At 61.5% G+C, this 15,114-nt stretch carries 16 protein-coding genes and 1 riboswitch; of the genes, 1 reads left to right on the top strand and 15 read right to left on the bottom strand.

What is annotated here, in order from left to right; translation table 11 throughout:
• Positions 1-2: 2 nt before the first annotated feature.
• Genes cobC through cobO form a run of 9 tightly spaced genes read right to left on the bottom strand, consistent with a single transcriptional unit; the run spans position 3 to position 8,117 of the window.
• Positions 3-578 (bottom strand): alpha-ribazole phosphatase family protein, encoded by a 576-nt coding sequence (gene cobC, locus AC3IUA_RS07560; protein WP_489359828.1) that lies wholly within the window; start codon positions 576-578, stop codon positions 3-5.
• Complete coding sequence (cobT, locus tag AC3IUA_RS07555; protein ID WP_489359827.1) at positions 575-1,630, bottom strand: nicotinate-nucleotide--dimethylbenzimidazole phosphoribosyltransferase; 1,056 nt, start codon at positions 1,628-1,630, stop codon at positions 575-577. Before cobT ends, cobC begins: the two co-directional genes overlap by 4 nt.
• On the bottom strand, positions 1,627-2,148 hold the full coding sequence (gene cobU, locus AC3IUA_RS07550; RefSeq protein ID WP_489359826.1) for a bifunctional adenosylcobinamide kinase/adenosylcobinamide-phosphate guanylyltransferase: 522 nt from the start codon (positions 2,146-2,148) through the stop codon (positions 1,627-1,629). Before cobU ends, cobT begins: the two co-directional genes overlap by 4 nt.
• Before the next feature lie 42 nt (positions 2,149-2,190).
• Entirely contained in the window at positions 2,191-3,642 is a 1,452-nt protein-coding gene (locus tag AC3IUA_RS07545; RefSeq protein WP_489359825.1) for a cobyric acid synthase, read from the bottom strand.
• The gene (cobD, locus tag AC3IUA_RS07540) at positions 3,639-4,634 is read right to left on the bottom strand and encodes a threonine-phosphate decarboxylase CobD (RefSeq protein WP_489359824.1); all 996 of its coding nucleotides are present in this window, start codon (positions 4,632-4,634) and stop codon (positions 3,639-3,641) included. Before cobD ends, AC3IUA_RS07545 begins: the two co-directional genes overlap by 4 nt.
• Positions 4,627-5,535, bottom strand: coding sequence for an adenosylcobinamide-phosphate synthase CbiB (cbiB, locus tag AC3IUA_RS07535; RefSeq protein WP_489359823.1), 909 nt, complete (start codon positions 5,533-5,535; stop codon positions 4,627-4,629). The genes cobD and cbiB overlap by 8 nt, the downstream gene beginning before the upstream one ends.
• On the bottom strand, positions 5,532-6,182 hold the full coding sequence (gene bluB / locus AC3IUA_RS07530) for a 5,6-dimethylbenzimidazole synthase (protein WP_489359822.1): 651 nt from the start codon (positions 6,180-6,182) through the stop codon (positions 5,532-5,534). The genes cbiB and bluB overlap by 4 nt, the downstream gene beginning before the upstream one ends.
• The gene (locus AC3IUA_RS07525; RefSeq protein WP_489359821.1) at positions 6,179-7,495 is read right to left on the bottom strand and encodes a cobyrinic acid a,c-diamide synthase CobB; all 1,317 of its coding nucleotides are present in this window, start codon (positions 7,493-7,495) and stop codon (positions 6,179-6,181) included. Before AC3IUA_RS07525 ends, bluB begins: the two co-directional genes overlap by 4 nt.
• 10 nt (positions 7,496-7,505) lie before the next feature.
• Positions 7,506-8,117 carry a cob(I)yrinic acid a,c-diamide adenosyltransferase gene (gene cobO, locus AC3IUA_RS07520; RefSeq protein ID WP_150640285.1) on the bottom strand — a complete coding sequence of 204 codons (612 nt, stop codon included), beginning with the start codon at positions 8,115-8,117 and terminating at the stop codon, positions 7,506-7,508.
• Between the two features lie 81 nt (positions 8,118-8,198).
• Positions 8,199-8,434: riboswitch (cobalamin riboswitch) on the bottom strand.
• Positions 8,435-8,589: 155 nt separating this feature from the next.
• Between cobO and AC3IUA_RS07515 the strand changes: the two genes are divergently transcribed.
• Positions 8,590-9,174, top strand: coding sequence for a hypothetical protein (locus AC3IUA_RS07515; RefSeq protein ID WP_489359820.1), 585 nt, complete (start codon positions 8,590-8,592; stop codon positions 9,172-9,174).
• 302 nt (positions 9,175-9,476) lie between these two features.
• On the opposite strand, the gene AC3IUA_RS07510 is transcribed toward AC3IUA_RS07515, so the two are convergent.
• From AC3IUA_RS07510 to AC3IUA_RS07485, 6 genes are all read right to left on the bottom strand, one after another.
• The gene (locus tag AC3IUA_RS07510; RefSeq protein ID WP_489359819.1) at positions 9,477-10,139 is read right to left on the bottom strand and encodes a class I SAM-dependent methyltransferase; all 663 of its coding nucleotides are present in this window, start codon (positions 10,137-10,139) and stop codon (positions 9,477-9,479) included.
• Between the two features lie 23 nt (positions 10,140-10,162).
• The gene (locus AC3IUA_RS07505; protein WP_489359818.1) at positions 10,163-10,693 is read right to left on the bottom strand and encodes a C40 family peptidase; all 531 of its coding nucleotides are present in this window, start codon (positions 10,691-10,693) and stop codon (positions 10,163-10,165) included.
• 165 nt (positions 10,694-10,858) lie between these two features.
• Complete coding sequence (locus tag AC3IUA_RS07500) at positions 10,859-11,488, bottom strand: C40 family peptidase (RefSeq protein ID WP_489359817.1); 630 nt, start codon at positions 11,486-11,488, stop codon at positions 10,859-10,861.
• A gap of 236 nt (positions 11,489-11,724) precedes the next feature.
• A complete protein-coding gene (gene hda / locus AC3IUA_RS07495) occupies positions 11,725-12,429 on the bottom strand; it encodes a DnaA regulatory inactivator Hda (RefSeq protein WP_008033543.1) in 705 nt (234 codons plus the stop codon).
• A gap of 230 nt (positions 12,430-12,659) precedes the next feature.
• Positions 12,660-13,733, bottom strand: a complete 1,074-nt coding sequence (locus tag AC3IUA_RS07490) for an AI-2E family transporter (protein WP_489359816.1) — start codon at positions 13,731-13,733, stop codon at positions 12,660-12,662.
• Between the two features lie 35 nt (positions 13,734-13,768).
• A complete protein-coding gene (locus tag AC3IUA_RS07485; protein WP_489359815.1) occupies positions 13,769-14,821 on the bottom strand; it encodes a DUF2066 domain-containing protein in 1,053 nt (350 codons plus the stop codon).
• Between the last annotated feature and the right edge of the window lie 293 nt (positions 14,822-15,114).

Genomic DNA, 15,114 nt, shown 5'->3' with positions numbered 1-15,114 from the left:
GCTCAGGCTTCTTCCCTGAGCACGGCATTGGCCTCGACCTGCAGCGAGAACAGCGCGCCATGACCGACCTCGACATTGAGCAGTTGCTCGCGAGGCAAGCCGCGGGCCCGGGCCAGCAGCAGGCGCATCACCCCGCCATGGCTGATCAACAACACCCGCTCCCCGGCATAGTTCTGATGCAGTCGCTCGACCGCTGACAGCACCCGTGCCGAAAACTGCGTCACCGGCTCGCCCTCAGGCGGGGTGAACCCGTAAGGGTCAGCCCAGAACAACCCCAAGGCTTGTGCATCGGTTTCCATCAGGGCCGCTGCGCTCTGCCCTTCCCAGGCGCCGAAGTGCAACTCCTGCAAGTCCTTGTCCAGCGTTACCGGCAGACCGAGGCGGATGCCCAGTTCATCGGCGAAACGTGCGCAACGTTGCAGCGGCGAACTGACCAATCGATCCCAGGGTCCCTTGGCCAGCACCGCGGTGCGCATCTGTTCCCAGCCCCTGGCCGTCAGCGCGTCATCCAGGCTGCCGCGCAAACCGCCACCGAGTTCGGTTTCGCCGTGGCGCAGCAGGTCCAGGTATAAGGTCATGCCGGACGATCCGCCACGGCGGCTTCGGCAAACGTCGCCATCTGCCCGTGCAGCTCGCAGGCCAGTCGCAACAATGGCACGGCCAATGCGGCCCCGCTGCCCTCGCCCAGGCGCATGCCGAGATCCAGCAGCGGCTCGGCGTTGAGTGTCTCTAGCACATGCCTATGACCCGGTTCGGCACCGCGATGACCGAACAGCAACCACTCGCGGCTCGCCGGATTCAAACGCACCGCGACCAATGCCGCGACGCTGCAGATAAACCCGTCCACCAACACTGCCACGCCTTCCTGGGCACAGGCCAGGTAAGCCCCGACCAGCGCCGCGATTTCAAAGCCACCGAGATTGAACAAGGTCTGCAAGGCATCGCCGCGCTGAGCGCCATGCAATGTCAGAGCGCGCTCGATGACCCAGGCTTTATGGCTGACACCCGCGGTATCCAGACCGGTGCCTGGCCCGACCAGATGCGCCACCGGGCAGTCGAGCAACGCACACGCCACGGCGCTGGCAGCGGTGGTATTGCCGATGCCCATCTCGCCACCGATATACAGCTCGGCACCTGTCGCAAGGGCGCGGTGCACGCTGTCACGTCCGGCCTGCAGCGCAAGTTCACCCTGGGCTTGAGTCATGGCCGGGCCGTTGACGAAGTTCTGCGTGCCAGCACCAATGTTCAGGTGCCGCACGCCCGGCAGGTTCAGTGAAGGGCTGACAGTCCCCAGATCGACCACTTCCAGTTGCGCGCCCAGTTGCCGCGCCAGCACGCTGATCGCCGCGCCGCCGCTGACGAAGTTGTGCAGCATCTGCCCGGTGACTTCCTGGGGAAACGCCGAAACGCCCTCGGCGACCACGCCATGGTCGCCGGCAAATATCGCAATCCACAGCTGGCTCAGGCTCGGCTTGACCCGCCCTTGCAGCCCGGCCAGCTGCACCGCGATCGACTCGAGCCGACCCAGGGAGCCGACCGGTTTGGTCAGTTGCTGCTGACGGGCCGCGGCCTGTTCGAAAGCCTGCGCGTCGATCGCTTTACACGGGTCCAGCCACCAGCAGTTACTCATAACGCAGTTCCTTTCAAAGTCAGAGGCAGGCCGGCGACGGTCAATACAACACGCTGACAGCGCTCGGCCATGGCTTGATGCAACCAACCGGCTTCATCCACATAGCGACGAGTCAATTCGCCCAGCGGCACGACACCCATACCGGTTTCGTTGCTGACAAAGATAATCTCGCCCGGCAATGATGCCAGGCACTCCAGCAGGGTTTCGCGCTCAAGGCTCAGGCGTTCGGGGTTGTCCAGCATCAGCAGATTGGTCAACCACAGGGTCAGGCAGTCCACCAGCAGGCAACGCTCGGCACTGGCGGTTTGGCGCAGCACTCGGGCCAGCTCCAGCGGCTCTTCGATCAGCGCCCATTCGGCGGGACGACGGGCACGGTGATGGGCGACCCGCTCACTCATTTCGCCGTCCAGCGGTTGGCTGGTGGCGATGTATGTCACTGCCAGGCCGCTGTCGCAGGCGAGTTTTTCAGCCAGACGGCTTTTGCCGGAACGGGCGCCACCGAGGATCAGTTGCAACATGTTTGAAATCCTTTAATTGGCGATGAGGGCATAACATTCACCCTAAATCCCACAGAGTTCCCGCAACAGCCCGGTATCCAGATGCTTCTCCACCATATCGGCCAGGCGCTCGATGTCACGCTCACGCAGACCGTGGTAATCCACCTCCTCCACGTCCTGCAATCCGGCCCAGCGCAACAGCGCACTGCACGCCGGCGGCGATTCGAACAGGCCATGCAGATAGGTGCCGAAAATCTGCCCGTCAGCACTTTGCGCACCGTCGCAGCGACCGTCGTCCAGATGCACCGCAGCCCGTTCCAGCGCGGTGCCACTGGTGACCCCGGCATGAATTTCATAACCGCTGACGGGCGCGTCTTCCAGGGCCAGACGGCCCTGTACATTGCGCAGTTGTTTCTCTTCTTCAAGGACCGTGGCAAAGGCCAGCAGACCCAGACCGGCACTGGAACCCGGCGCGCCTTCGAGGCCCAACGGGTCATGCAGCTGCTCGCCGAGCATCTGCAAACCACCGCAGATTCCCAACAGCTTGCCGCCGTAACGCAGGTGCCGGGCGATGGCCGTGTCCCAGCCATTGGCGCGCAAGAACGCGAGGTCGCTGCGTACGCTTTTCGAGCCGGGCAGAATGATCAGGTCAGCCGCTGGAATCGGTTGGCCGGGGCCGACGAATTGCAGATCGACCTGCGGGTGCAGGCGTAGTGGATCGAAATCGGTGTGGTTGCTGATGCGCGGCAAGACCGGCACGACCACCTTCAGCGCCTGCTCGACCTTGTCGGTCTGACGCTGATCGATACCGTCTTCGGCTTCCAGGTGCAGGTCCATGACATAGGGCAACACGCCAATCACCGGTTTGCCGGTGCGCGCTTCGAGCCAGTCGAGGCCCGGCTGCAGAAGGGCGATGTCGCCACGAAAACGGTTGATGATAATGCCTTTGACCCGCGCCTGTTCGCTGGCCGAGAGTAACTCCAGCGTCCCCACCAGATGGGCGAACACCCCGCCGCGATTGATATCGGCGATCAGCAACACCGGGCAGTCCACCGCTTCGGCAAAGCCCATGTTGGCGATATCCCCGGCGCGCAGATTGATCTCGGCCGGCGAGCCGGCGCCCTCGACCATCACCACCGGATAAGCAGCACTCAACCGTTGGTGGGAGGCCAGCACTGCCTGCATGGCGATGGCCTTGTAGTCGTGATAGGCCACGGCGTTCATGCTGGTCACCGCGCGCCCATGAATGATCACCTGGGCACCGGTGTCGCTGTTGGGTTTGAGCAGCACCGGGTTCATGTCGGTGTGCGGCTGGAGATGGGCGGCCTGGGCCTGTACCGCCTGGGCACGACCGATTTCACCGCCGTCGGCCGTGACCGCACTGTTGAGTGCCATGTTCTGTGGCTTGAACGGCACGACGCTGACGCCCTGGCGAATCAGCCAGCGGCACAGCGCGGTGACCAGGGTACTTTTACCGGCATCCGAGGTGGTGCCTTGCACCATCAGCGTGGTCATGGCGCTAGTTCCTGGGTATAGGCCTGGAAGGCTTGTTCGAGGCGCAGCCAATCGGCTTCATCGGCCGGCAAGCCGAAACGCAGACTGCTGTTGTGAGTGAATAGCCGCAGCAGAATGCCGCGCCGGGCCATGAATTCATGCAACTGCTCGGCGTGCTCAGTGATCAGCCATTGAAACAGCGCGCAACCACCCTGTGGCTTGAAGCCATGGCGCTCAAGCACTTGGGCCAAACGCTGGCTGGCCTCTTCGCTGCGCAGACGTTGGCGGACCTGGCCCAGGGTGTCGCGCAGGCAAACCTGCCCCAACACCCGGGTCGGGCCGCTGACCGCCCATGGCCCGAGCTGTTCGGCGAGCAATTTCAGCAGTTTGTGCTCAGCCAGCACGAACCCAAGGCGCACCCCCGCCAGGCCGAAAAACTTGCCGAACGAACGCAGAACGATCAGCCCGACCTGATGCGCATGCGCGGCCAGGCTCAGGTGAGGAGTGTTGTCCATGAACGCTTCATCGACCACCAGCCAGCCACCGCGTTGCGCCAATCGCGCATGCCAGTCGAGCAGGCGCTCCGGGGACAGGCTCAGGCCGGTCGGGTTATTCGGGTTGACCACCACCAGCACGTCGAGGGCGTCGATAAAAAACTCGACTTCCTGTTCCAGTACTTCACGCACAATGTAGCCGCCGCGCCGCCAAGCCTCGGCATGCTCGGCGTAACAGGGCGAGAGCACACCGACCTTGCCGGTGCGACGCAAACGCGGCAGCAACTGGATCGCCGCTTGTGAACCCGGCACCGGCAACACTTGAGTGGCGCCGTAATAATCGCAGGCGGCTTGCTCAAGACCATCATCGGTTTCCGGCAAGCGCGCCCAGGCGCGCAAGGGAATTTCCGGTACCGCAAACGGCCAGGGCGCGAGGCCGCTGGACAGGTCCAGCCAATCGGCTTCGGCAATGCCGTGCTGCAACGCCGCCTTACGCAACCGTCCACCGTGCTCAAGCATAGAATTCAGCTCCCACGCAGAGAATCAGCAGCCATAACCACACGCCGCGCTGCACCAGTTGCCAGCCACGATCAATGGAGTCGGCATCGGCCGGCACACCCTCGCCCAATGGCGGACGCTCGTGCAGTTCACCGTGATAAATCGCCGCCCCACCCAACTCGACGCCCAGGGCACCCGCCCCCGCCGCCATCACCGGGCCGGCGTTCGGGCTGTCCCAGGTGGGTCCCTGGGTCCGCCAGCATTTCAGCGCCAGGCGGGTCTTGCCCAGTAGCGCGTAGGTCAGGGCCACCAGACGCGCAGGAATATAATTGAGCACATCGTCGATCTTCGCCGCCGCCCAGCCAAAACGTTCGAAGCGTTCATTACGATAGCCCCACATGGCGTCCAGGGTATTGCTCAGGCGATACAACACCACACCCGGAGCACCGGCGACGGCAAACCAGAACAAGGCGGCAAACACTGCGTCGCTGCCGTTTTCCAGCACCGATTCGGTGGCGGCCCGGGCGACTTCGGTGGAATCCAGCTCACTGGTCTGGCGGCTGACCAGATAGCCTACTCGCCGCCGCGCTTCATCCAGGTCATCGCTGCGCAGGGCTTGTGCGACCGGTTCGACATGCTCGCCAAGGCTGCGCAGGCCAAGGGCACAATACAGCGCGAGGATTTCCACCAGCCAACCGATATAGGGCAGCCAGGAAAAGGCGGTCACCAACAGCGTCAGCGGCAACACCGCCAGCACCCAGGCGGTGACCCCATGACTGCGCCAGCCACGCCCGCCGGAGTTGAAACGTTGCTCGATGCGATCGGCAAACCGGCCGAACGCCACCAGCGGATGCCAGCGTTTGGGTTCGCCCAGCAGCGCATCCAGCGCAACCGCGGCGACACTCAACAACGCCACACTCATTGACTCACTCCCCAATAATTTTCATACAACAATTCACTCAGCGGACGCGGTTGCGCCCAGCCTTCGAGCACCAGCATCGGTGCCGGATAAAATTCTTTTACTGGCCCCAGGCACAACACCGCCAGTGGTTTGGCCCCCGCCGGCAGACCGAGCAGATCGGCCAGTGCCCGGGGTTCGAACAACGATACCCAGCCCATGCCCAGGCCTTCGGCGCGGGACGCCAGCCAGAGGTTTTGAATGGCGCAGGACAAGGACGCCATGTCCATTTCCGGCAAGGTCCGGCGACCGAAAATATGCCGCTCGCGATCATCCATCAGCGCGGCGACCAGCACTTCGGCGCAGTCGTTGATGCCTTCGACTTTCAACGTCATGAACTCGTCGGAACGCTCGCCCAGCGCCTCGGCGGTGCGCACCCGTTCTTCTTCAACCAGTTGCCGGATCTTGTCGCGTAGCGGGCGATCAGATATGCGGATAAACCGCCACGGCTGCATCAGGCCAACGCTGGGGGCTTGATGGGCGGCTTCGAGCAGGCGTCTGAGCAGTTCAGGTTCTACCGTGCCGCCGCTGAAATGACGCATGTCGCGGCGTTCGCCGATGACTCGGTAGACCGCCGCGCGTTCGTCCGCAGAAAATGCGTTGTCAGTCATGGCCTGACGGTCTCGACATCTGGCGCAAAAAGCGCGGCCACCGCCGAGGGATTGGAAGGAAAATAGAAGTGCACATAAGAGGCGGTCATCCGCCCCTCGCGATACACCGCTTCCGCCCCCCGCCCACCGTTGGGACTCAGGCCACGGGCAATCGGCTCAAGCGCCGTGCTGGTCAGCGAGTGGTGATAGGTGTGGCCGCGCAACGAACCTTCCGGCAGATCAACCGCCTGCAAGGCCAGCGCCGCCAGACGCTTTTGCATCACCGCGTCGCCCGCCAGCAATCCCGCCAGTTGGGCACGCTGGCCCTCGACATCGGTCAGCGAATCGAGCAGATACAACATGCCGCCACACTCGGCCAGCAACGGCTTGCCGGCCGCATGGTGGGCACGGATCGCGGCCAGCATCGTGGCGTTTCCCGCCAGCGCGACATGATGCAGCTCCGGATAGCCGCCCGGCAGGTACACGCTGTCAGCCTCGGGCAGTTCGCGGTCATGGATCGGCGAGAAGAACAACAACTCGGCGCCCATCGCCCGCAGCAGGTCGAGGCTTGCGCCATAGGTAAAGGCAAAGGCTTCATCGCGGGCCACGGCAATCCGTACACCGGCCAGCAACGGCTCGGCGACAACCACCTCAGGCGCGGCGAACCCGACCGCTGGCGGCAGCGCCACTTCGCAACTGCTGGCCAAGGCTTCGGCCGCCGCGTCGAGGCGCAGGTCCAGGTCATTCAATTCGCTGGCCTGCACCAGGCCCAGGTGCCGGCTCGGCAGTTCGATCCCGGTCTCCCGGGACAATGCGCCATACCAGCGCAGGCCTTCGGTCAGGCTGCCTTCGAGTAACTGCGCGTGGCGCAAGGTGCCGACACGGTTGGCCAGCACTCCGGCAAACGGCAGATCCGGCTGATAACGCGCCAGGCCCAGGGCCAGGGCACCGAACGTCTGGGCCATGGCTGTGCCGTCGATCACCGCCAGCACTGGCACGCCGAAGTGCCGCGCCAGGTCGGCGCTTGACGGCGTGCCGTCGAACAGGCCCATGACCCCCTCGATCAGGATCAGGTCTGCTTCGCCCGCCGCTTCCCACAGCAGTCGGCGGCTTTCCTGTTCGCCGACCATCCACATGTCCAGTTGATACACCGGCGCACCACTGGCGCGTTCGAGAATCATCGGGTCGAGAAAATCCGGACCGCACTTGAACACCCGAACCTTGCGTCCCTGATTGCGATGCAAGCGAGCCAGCGCGGCGGTGACGGTGGTCTTGCCCTGACCGGAAGCCGGTGCGGCGATCAATACCGCCGGGCAACGACGTACATCTCTCATACCTGGATACTCACAGCTCGATGCCTTTTTGCGCTTTGATGCCGGCCTGGAACGCGTGTTTGAGCACGCCCATTTCGGTGACGGTGTCGGCCAGGTCAATCATTTCGGGCTTGGCGCCGCGACCGGTGACCAGCACATGCTGCATCGGCGGGCGAGCCTGCAAGTCGCTGAGTACCTGGTCCAGGTCCAGATAACCATGCTTGAGGGCAATGTTCAGCTCATCGAGCACCACCAGGCCAATGGCCGGGTCACGCAACAATTCACGGGAGACGGCCCAGGCCGCTTCGGCCGCCGCGATGTCACGCTGGCGGTCCTGGGTTTCCCAGGTGAAGCCTTCGCCCATGACGTGAAAGCGTACCTGCTCGGGGAAACGTCGAAAGAACAGCTCTTCACCTGTGCTGTTGCGACCCTTGATGAACTGCACCACGCCGCATTGCATGCCGTGGCCCATGGCCCTGGCGAGCATGCCGAAGGCAGAACTGCTCTTGCCTTTGCCGTTGCCGGTCAGGACCAGCAGCAATCCGCACTCGTTGGGTGAGTTGGCGATGCGTTCGTCGATTACCGCTTTTTTACGCAGCATGCGCGCCAGATGGCGTTCGTCACGATCGGGGGAATCAGTCATGGGGCAGCTCTCCGTTGGGGCTGGATAACGGGGGGCAGGAATAGAAATAGACGGCATTAAGCCTGGCATCGCCCACCGTGATGCCGTTGGATGGATCAGGCCGGTCTCCGGGCTCATGAGTGGGTGTATATCCCGGACTGCGCGCCTTCCCGGGTCGACTCGCGACACAGTGGCACCAAGCACAGTCTTGACTCATTTACCGTTGCGGGGGCAGCGCCGGGATCGTTGCCCGCTCTGTAAAAGAACGCGCGCCCACCGGCTTCCCTGTTTCACTCTGTCGACCGGGGTCACAGAGCACCTGAAACAAGTCGCGAAGGTTAGAGGGTTGGGGGTGGAGCGTCAATTAAACCCGGGACGCGAAACCACGATTAGCTGCCGTCGATCATTAAATTGACGTCAATCTTGTGCCACACTGAAAGCAGTGATATCAAACAGCCACAACATTAATATTACAAGAACAAGGGTAAGTAACATGCAAGGCATGACCATCAGCAATCCGAAGCTGGAATTTTTGCGGCCGATGCTTGAGCGCTGGTTTGACTGTATCGATCGCTACAACCAGGTGCGCGGCGATAACGAAGCCCCCTACTGGTTCGACGAGCGAGCCAACATTGGATTGCTCTCGGCGGCCGCCTGGATGGCGCAAATGGTCACACTGGAACAGACCACGACAAAAAAACAGCAGGAAGACGGCGACCGCAACGGGCGCGCCGACCTCTACATCGCCAGCAAGGACGAACGGGCCTATCTCCAGGCGACTCAGCGCTGGCCACGGGTCAATAACCTCAATCTCGCTCAAGCGCTGGCCGAGGTCGTGGGCGATGCGCGCAAGATCAGCTATGCCAGCGACCTGAAGCTCGGCTGCCTGTTCGTCGCGCCACAAAAGGCCCAACAGAGTGCGACCCCGGAAGAACTCCAGGACATGCTCGACGACCTGCAAAAACAACCCGCCTGCGCAGTCGCCTGGTATTTCCCCTACGCCTACCGCAAGTTGCGCAATGAAGCAGGCCACTATCATCCCGGCATCGCCGTGTTGTTCAAAGAAGCTCGCAGCTGACAGGTTGAACCAACCAATAGCCACGCGTCTCTATGAATACATCAGTGCATTGGGGCGGCTTGCTTGTGGCGGATGATGTGGGGACCAAGGTTTGGCGGGCGCCGGCTAAATAGCCGAAGTTGGCAGGAGGACAAATTGTGGCGAGGGAGCTTGCTCCCGCTGGGTCGCGAAGCGGCCCTAAAATCTACAATCGCAGTTTTTCAGGTAGAACGCATCCGCAGATGTTACGACTGTTGCGCCCAAACGCGGACCGGCCGGCGGGAGCACGCTCCCTCGCCACAGGTACGATGTCGCTTCAAAAATTACCGCTTGCGACACAGCGTCAAACCATCGCCCAGCGGCAGCAGCGACAGATCGACCCGCGGGTCTTCCTTCAATGCGCGGTTCAGTGCCTGGATGGCGAGGGTGTCTTCGCTCTCGGGATTGACCTCAAGCACCCGCCCGCTCCACAGCGTGTTATCAAAAATCGCCAGCCCGCCACTTCGCAGCAGACGCAAGGCGCTTTCCAGATAGGCCGGATAGTTGGCCTTGTCAGCATCGATAAAGATCAGGTCGAAACTACCGCCCTGCCCTTGCTGCTCGATCTGCGCCAGGGTTTCCAGCGCCGGTGCCAGGCGCAAGTCAATCCGCTGCGCCATGCCCGCCTCCTGCCAGTAACGGCAAGCGGTGGCGTTGTAATCGCCAGGGATATCGCAACAGATCAGACTGCCGTCATCCGGCAAAGCGGCGGCCATGCACAAGGCGCTGTAACCGGTGAAGGTACCGACTTCCAGCAAGCGTCTGGCGCCGGTCAGCTTGACCAACAACGCGAGGAACTGACCCTGCTCGGGCGCCACTTGCCAGCGGGCCATGGGCAGCGCCTGGGTTTCCTCACGCAAACGGCGCAACAGCGGCGTTTCACGCAGGGAAACATCCAGCAGGTAGCTGTAGAGGGAGTCGTCGAGATTGAGGGTGCGAGCGGTCATGACAACCTCTGCAAAGGTGCAACCTAAGGGTTACGCGCCAGACGCTCCGGCTGCAACACCCGCTTGGCGCTGAGATAGGCTTTCTGCCAATAGGCTTTGGACAGGGTATCGAGTTTCACTGTTCCGCCGGTGGCAGGCGCATGAACAAATCGGCCTTCGCCGACATAGATCCCGGCATGACTGACTTGCGAGCCGCCATTGGTGGCGAAAAATATCAGGTCGCCAGTCTGCAGTGCATTCTGCTCGACATTCTGCGCACGCATGCCGATCATTTCGCGAGTCGTACGCGGCAGAGTGATTCCAGCATCACGATAAACGTAACCGATCAGACCACTGCAATCGAAACCCGAATCCGGCGTATTGCCGCCCCAGCGATAAGGTGTGCCGACCAGGCCCAAGGCTTGGAACAGCACATCTTCAGCCACTGGCGAGAATGCCTGGGAGGGTGCGAACACAGGTGACCGAACCACCGGCGCGGGTGGCGGAGTACGGCTGGCGCAAGCACTGAGCAGTGCCGCGAAAACGAGAAGCGCAAGGCGGGCCGACGTCAACATATGCAGAACAGTCCTGATCTGGATGCGGCTTTCTCTGCCGTGAGGCTGAAAAGAAAACCGCCTACGCAGAACGCAGGCGGTTTGCCATCAACAATAGATCAGGATTCTAGCGGCTACGCGGCAAACTTCAAGTAAGACTTTAAGTTCACCTTACTAAGTGTACGTTTACTTGCGAGCAGTCATCACTGTCGGCGCCATGGCGAGGGCTCGCTTGGCTTCGATGAAGGTTTTGCTCCAGTAGCTGTCGCCCAGTTTGTCGACTCGAACACCACCGCTACGGCGGCTGCTGGAGTGGATGAACTGATCATCTCCCAGGTAGATCCCGGCGTGGCTGACGCGTCCACGGCCATTGGTGCTGAAGAACAGCAGATCACCGGGCTTGAGGTTATTGCGTGCGACCAGAGGAGCGTCCACGTTGATCATTTCGCGAGTAGAGCGCGGCAAGTTCATGCCCGCCTCTTCACGAAACAGGTAACCGATGAAGCCGCTGCAATCGAAGCCTGCTTCGGAGGTGCCGCCGAAACGGTAACGGGTACCGATCAGGGACATGCCACGTTCGAGGATGCTATCGGCCAGGACTGGCAGCTGATAAGGCTTGTTATCGGCAAAATCGGCCAGTTCGGTCAGTTCTTTTTCCGACGCAAGATCATCCAGGTAAACAGTGGACGACTGGGCAGTAACTGCGTTTTTAACCTGTTGTTGTGGCTCTTGCTGGGACACTGGAGAGTGCGCAGCGCAACCCAACAACAGGGTGACGAGTGCGAGAGGCACGAGGGGTGCGAAGCGCTTTAGCATGGGCACAACCGTGGCTGATAGTTTTTGAAGAGGCGAGACTATGCCTTCTATCATCCTCATTTGCAAATTCAATCGATTTGAATGTGACTTTTCAGTTTCTCGTTTCCATCTAAGGCCTAATGCCCCATATAGACGCTTGCGCACCCTGGACCCAGCCTGGGAGCGGGTTTTCTGGCGCCTGAAACTTGTCAAAAATGCTGCGGAGCGCGGTTTTCCAGCCGGTTTATCAGACCGTTTTACCAGCCAAGGGTTTCTTTCAGGAAGGGAATGGTCAGCTTGCGTTGCGCCTGCAGCGAAGCCTGATCGAGACGCTCCAGCAGTTCGAACAATGCACTCATGCTGCGGGTACCGCGCGTCAGGATGAAGTGCCCGACCTCGTCGGTCAGGTGCAGACCGCGACGCGAAGCACGCAGTTGCAGGGCGCGCAGCTTGTCTTCATCGGAGAGCGGGCGCATCTGGAAAATCAACGCCAGGGTCAGGCGTGATTTCAAGTCCGCCAGCTTCACCGGCAGCTCCCGTGGCGAGGTCGAAGCGGCAATCAGCAAACGCCGACCGCTGTCGCGCAAACGGTTGAACAGATGGAACAGCGCCTCTTCCCAGTCCGCCCGCCCCGCTACCGCCTGCAGATCATCCAGACAAACCAGCTCGTATTGCTCAAGGTTGTCGAGGATTTCAATACCGCGATCCAGCAGCTCCGCCAATGGCAAGTACACCGCCGGTTCGCCCAGTTGCTCAAACCGCAAGCACGCGGCTTGCAGCAAGTGCGTACGCCCGACGCCATCCTTGCCCCAAAGGTAGATCAGGCTTTCGGTCCAGCCAGCGTCGGCTTCGCAAAGCCGCTCGACATAGCCGAGTGCAGCGGCATTGGCGCCTGGGTAGTAGTTGATAAAGGTGGCGTCATCACGCAGACGCACACCTAGGGGCAGCTGAATCGGTTTCATGCTGACTGAACAGTTCCAAGGGAACCGTTAGTGGCCTCTGTGTAAAGTTTGCAAAGTTTATACCCGTGACGCCGGACGCACAATGCAGCAGACCATAAGCAAAATCAAAGGTTTGCGTTAACCCAAGGGTTTCAGCGAGGTTTGCCTGACCGTACTTGTGACAGTCCCGGGGACGCCCAAGGCCAACCCGGCATTGCCCCGGGCGGCCTTGGCGACCCCTGCGAAGGCTCCTATACCTCAGAGTCTTCCGTTCCGCTGTACATACCCGAATCCTTGTACAAATCGTGGACATGGCGCACCAACACCATGATCACCGCGGCCACCGGCAAGGCCAGCAGGATCCCGGTAAAGCCAAATAGCTCACCACCCGCCAGAATGGCGAAGATCACCGCCACCGGGTGCAAACCGATCCGGTCCCCCACCAGCAACGGGGTCAGGACCATGCCTTCCAGCGCCTGACCGACCATGAATACCGCAACGATGCCGATCAGCGGGTACAGATCGCCACCAAACTGGAACAGGCCAGCCACCAGGGCCGCGCCGATACCGATGACGAAGCCCATGTACGGCACGATCGCCGCCAGCCCGGCAATCATCCCGATCAACAGCCCCAGCTCGAGCCCGACCAGCATCAAACCAGCCGAATAGATCACGCCCAGCGCGACCATCACCAGCAACTGGCCGCGGACAAAAGCCCCGAGCACCTCATGGCACTCACCGGCCAATGCCACCGCGCGCTCTTCACGATCGCGCGGCAGCAGGCCGCGGACCTTCGCCATCATCAGGTCCCAGTCGCGCAGCAGGTAGAAACTGACCACCGGGATCAACACCAGATTGGCCAGCAAAGCGATCAATGCCAGGCCGGAAGCAGTTGCCTGACTCAGCACTATGCCAACAATGTCAGTGGTCTGACCCATATGCTCGCTGATCGCCGCCTTGATCTTGTCGAACTTCCAGAAGCCATCGGCAAGCCCCAGCTTCGATTGCGCCCACGGCATGGCGGTGTGCTGCAGCCAGTCGAGCATTTGCGGCAGCAGTTCATACAAGCGCAGCAGCTGCTTGACCAGCATCGGCACCAGTACCAGCAACAGCGTCATGACGATCACGCTGAACAGCGCGAACACCGCCACCACGCCCCAGGTTCGTGAAAGACCGAGCGCCTCAAGACGATCCACCAGTGGATCGAACAGATAGGCCAATAGCAACGCCACCAAGAACGGAGTGAGGATCGGATGCAACAGGTACACAAAGGCGAACAGCAGTATCACTCCACCCAACCACACCCAACGACGCGTACCAGCCATGAACCACTCCAGCTTCTATATAAGGAAAGAACAACTTACCAACGGAATCGCAATTGCGCGGTCGGTGCCGGCGCAACAACCGGCACCGTGCCTTCGATCGCGGGTTGAGTGGGCACTGACGGCGCCACCGGCGCGGCAGGAAGCTCTTGCAGCTTCGCCAGCCCCAACTGCGCCCGCAGTTGTTCGGCACTGCCGTTGACCTGGTAAACGATCCGGTCACCCTCGACACGCAGCAGTTTCGCGCGAAACGGCTCAAGCAGTTGTCCGAGTGCCGCGTAACGCTCCAGGGTCATGCCCTGCACTTCCAGCAGCTGCGCGGTGGAGGCTCCAGCCTTGGCGACGAAACGTGGCGCCAGTTTCTGACTGACAGCCAGCAAGACCGCATCGGCGAGAGCCGCGCTGTCGGCGCCCTGCACAGTGCCCTGTTCACGCTGATCACCCAGCCACAGCCGCCATTTGGCTTGCCACTGCCCACCCTCTTCCTCCTGGGCATGCACCGCCAGCAAGGCGTCAGCGGCGTAGCGTTGCGAAGCCGCGCGCAGCGGGGCCGGGTCAGCTCCTTCAAGGTTCGGCGCAGTGGCAACAATCTGTTCATTGAGGTCAGCCAATGGCAAACGCAACGGCAAGCCGCGGTGCTGGGCGGCACGACGCAACGGCGCGGCGCTGGCCTGGCCATCGCCGACCAGACTCGAGCCTTCAGCCGAATCACTGAGCCACCAACCAAGAATCGACGGGCGATTGCTGCCCCACAAGGCCAATCCTGCCTGACGCAAGGCGCGATCGGTGCTGACCGGATCGAAATCCACCTGCAGGCTTTCCGGTGGCCCGGCGTCATAGCCGTATCGGCTGATGATCTGCTGCGGATCCTGGCGAATAGCCGCCAGCCCCGGGTTCTGCGCAGCCTTGGCATCACCCGTCAGGCGCAGCACCAGGGTGTCCAGCGCGCGTTGCGTGGCTTGATCACGCTCTTGCGGGGTCTGGCTGCTGACCGGTTCGCGGACTCGATACAAACCCTTGAGGGTTTCGGCATGACTCGCCAGGCTGAAAAAAGACAAACAGCCAACAACTATAAATTTACACAGGCGCATGGAGTATTCCCGACGGCAAAAAGCGGCTGGAACAGACCGCATGAACAGGATTGAGCAAGGCTGTGACCACAACGCCTGGCAAATCAGTCACACGACCTTGGTAAGTTTTCGAACAGTCATAACCATAGCCGGTTAACGGCTATACCTTATACAGCCACGAAGAAGACGACCATCGGCGCTAATAATGGCTTTTTTTAACGCGATATGTCCCTGCCCGTCGGCCCGAGGATGGCCGCTGCCCCTCAAGCCTGATAAAATCGCGCGCCTTCGCAGACCGGCAATAGTCGGGCACC

It is taken from the genome of Pseudomonas sp. KH_050 (genome assembly GCF_057838875.1).
The sequence above is the reverse complement of the archived record's forward strand: the minus strand, read 5'-3'. Positions and strand labels throughout refer to the sequence as shown.

Excerpts from the sequence above, each read along its gene's own strand:
- AC3IUA_RS07500 (WP_489359817.1), bottom strand. The coding sequence starts at position 11,488 with ATGCTAAAGCGCTTCGCACCCCTCGTGCCTCTCGCACTCGTCACCCTG.
- cbiB (WP_489359823.1), bottom strand. The coding sequence starts at position 5,535 with ATGAGTGTGGCGTTGTTGAGTGTCGCCGCGGTTGCGCTGGATGCGCTG.
- AC3IUA_RS07510 (WP_489359819.1), bottom strand. The coding sequence starts at position 10,139 with ATGACCGCTCGCACCCTCAATCTCGACGACTCCCTCTACAGCTACCTG.
- cobC (WP_489359828.1), bottom strand. The coding sequence starts at position 578 with ATGACCTTATACCTGGACCTGCTGCGCCACGGCGAAACCGAACTCGGT.
- AC3IUA_RS07515 (WP_489359820.1), top strand. The coding sequence starts at position 8,590 with ATGCAAGGCATGACCATCAGCAATCCGAAGCTGGAATTTTTGCGGCCG.
- hda (WP_008033543.1), bottom strand. The coding sequence starts at position 12,429 with ATGAAACCGATTCAGCTGCCCCTAGGTGTGCGTCTGCGTGATGACGCC.
- AC3IUA_RS07525 (WP_489359821.1), bottom strand. The coding sequence starts at position 7,495 with ATGAGAGATGTACGTCGTTGCCCGGCGGTATTGATCGCCGCACCGGCT.
- AC3IUA_RS07485 (WP_489359815.1), bottom strand. The coding sequence starts at position 14,821 with ATGCGCCTGTGTAAATTTATAGTTGTTGGCTGTTTGTCTTTTTTCAGC.
- AC3IUA_RS07505 (WP_489359818.1), bottom strand. The coding sequence starts at position 10,693 with ATGTTGACGTCGGCCCGCCTTGCGCTTCTCGTTTTCGCGGCACTGCTC.
- cobT (WP_489359827.1), bottom strand. The coding sequence starts at position 1,630 with ATGAGTAACTGCTGGTGGCTGGACCCGTGTAAAGCGATCGACGCGCAG.
- AC3IUA_RS07490 (WP_489359816.1), bottom strand. The coding sequence starts at position 13,733 with ATGGCTGGTACGCGTCGTTGGGTGTGGTTGGGTGGAGTGATACTGCTG.
- bluB (WP_489359822.1), bottom strand. The coding sequence starts at position 6,182 with ATGACTGACAACGCATTTTCTGCGGACGAACGCGCGGCGGTCTACCGA.
- AC3IUA_RS07545 (WP_489359825.1), bottom strand. The coding sequence starts at position 3,642 with ATGACCACGCTGATGGTGCAAGGCACCACCTCGGATGCCGGTAAAAGT.
- cobD (WP_489359824.1), bottom strand. The coding sequence starts at position 4,634 with ATGCTTGAGCACGGTGGACGGTTGCGTAAGGCGGCGTTGCAGCACGGC.
- cobO (WP_150640285.1), bottom strand. The coding sequence starts at position 8,117 with ATGACTGATTCCCCCGATCGTGACGAACGCCATCTGGCGCGCATGCTG.
- cobU (WP_489359826.1), bottom strand. The coding sequence starts at position 2,148 with ATGTTGCAACTGATCCTCGGTGGCGCCCGTTCCGGCAAAAGCCGTCTG.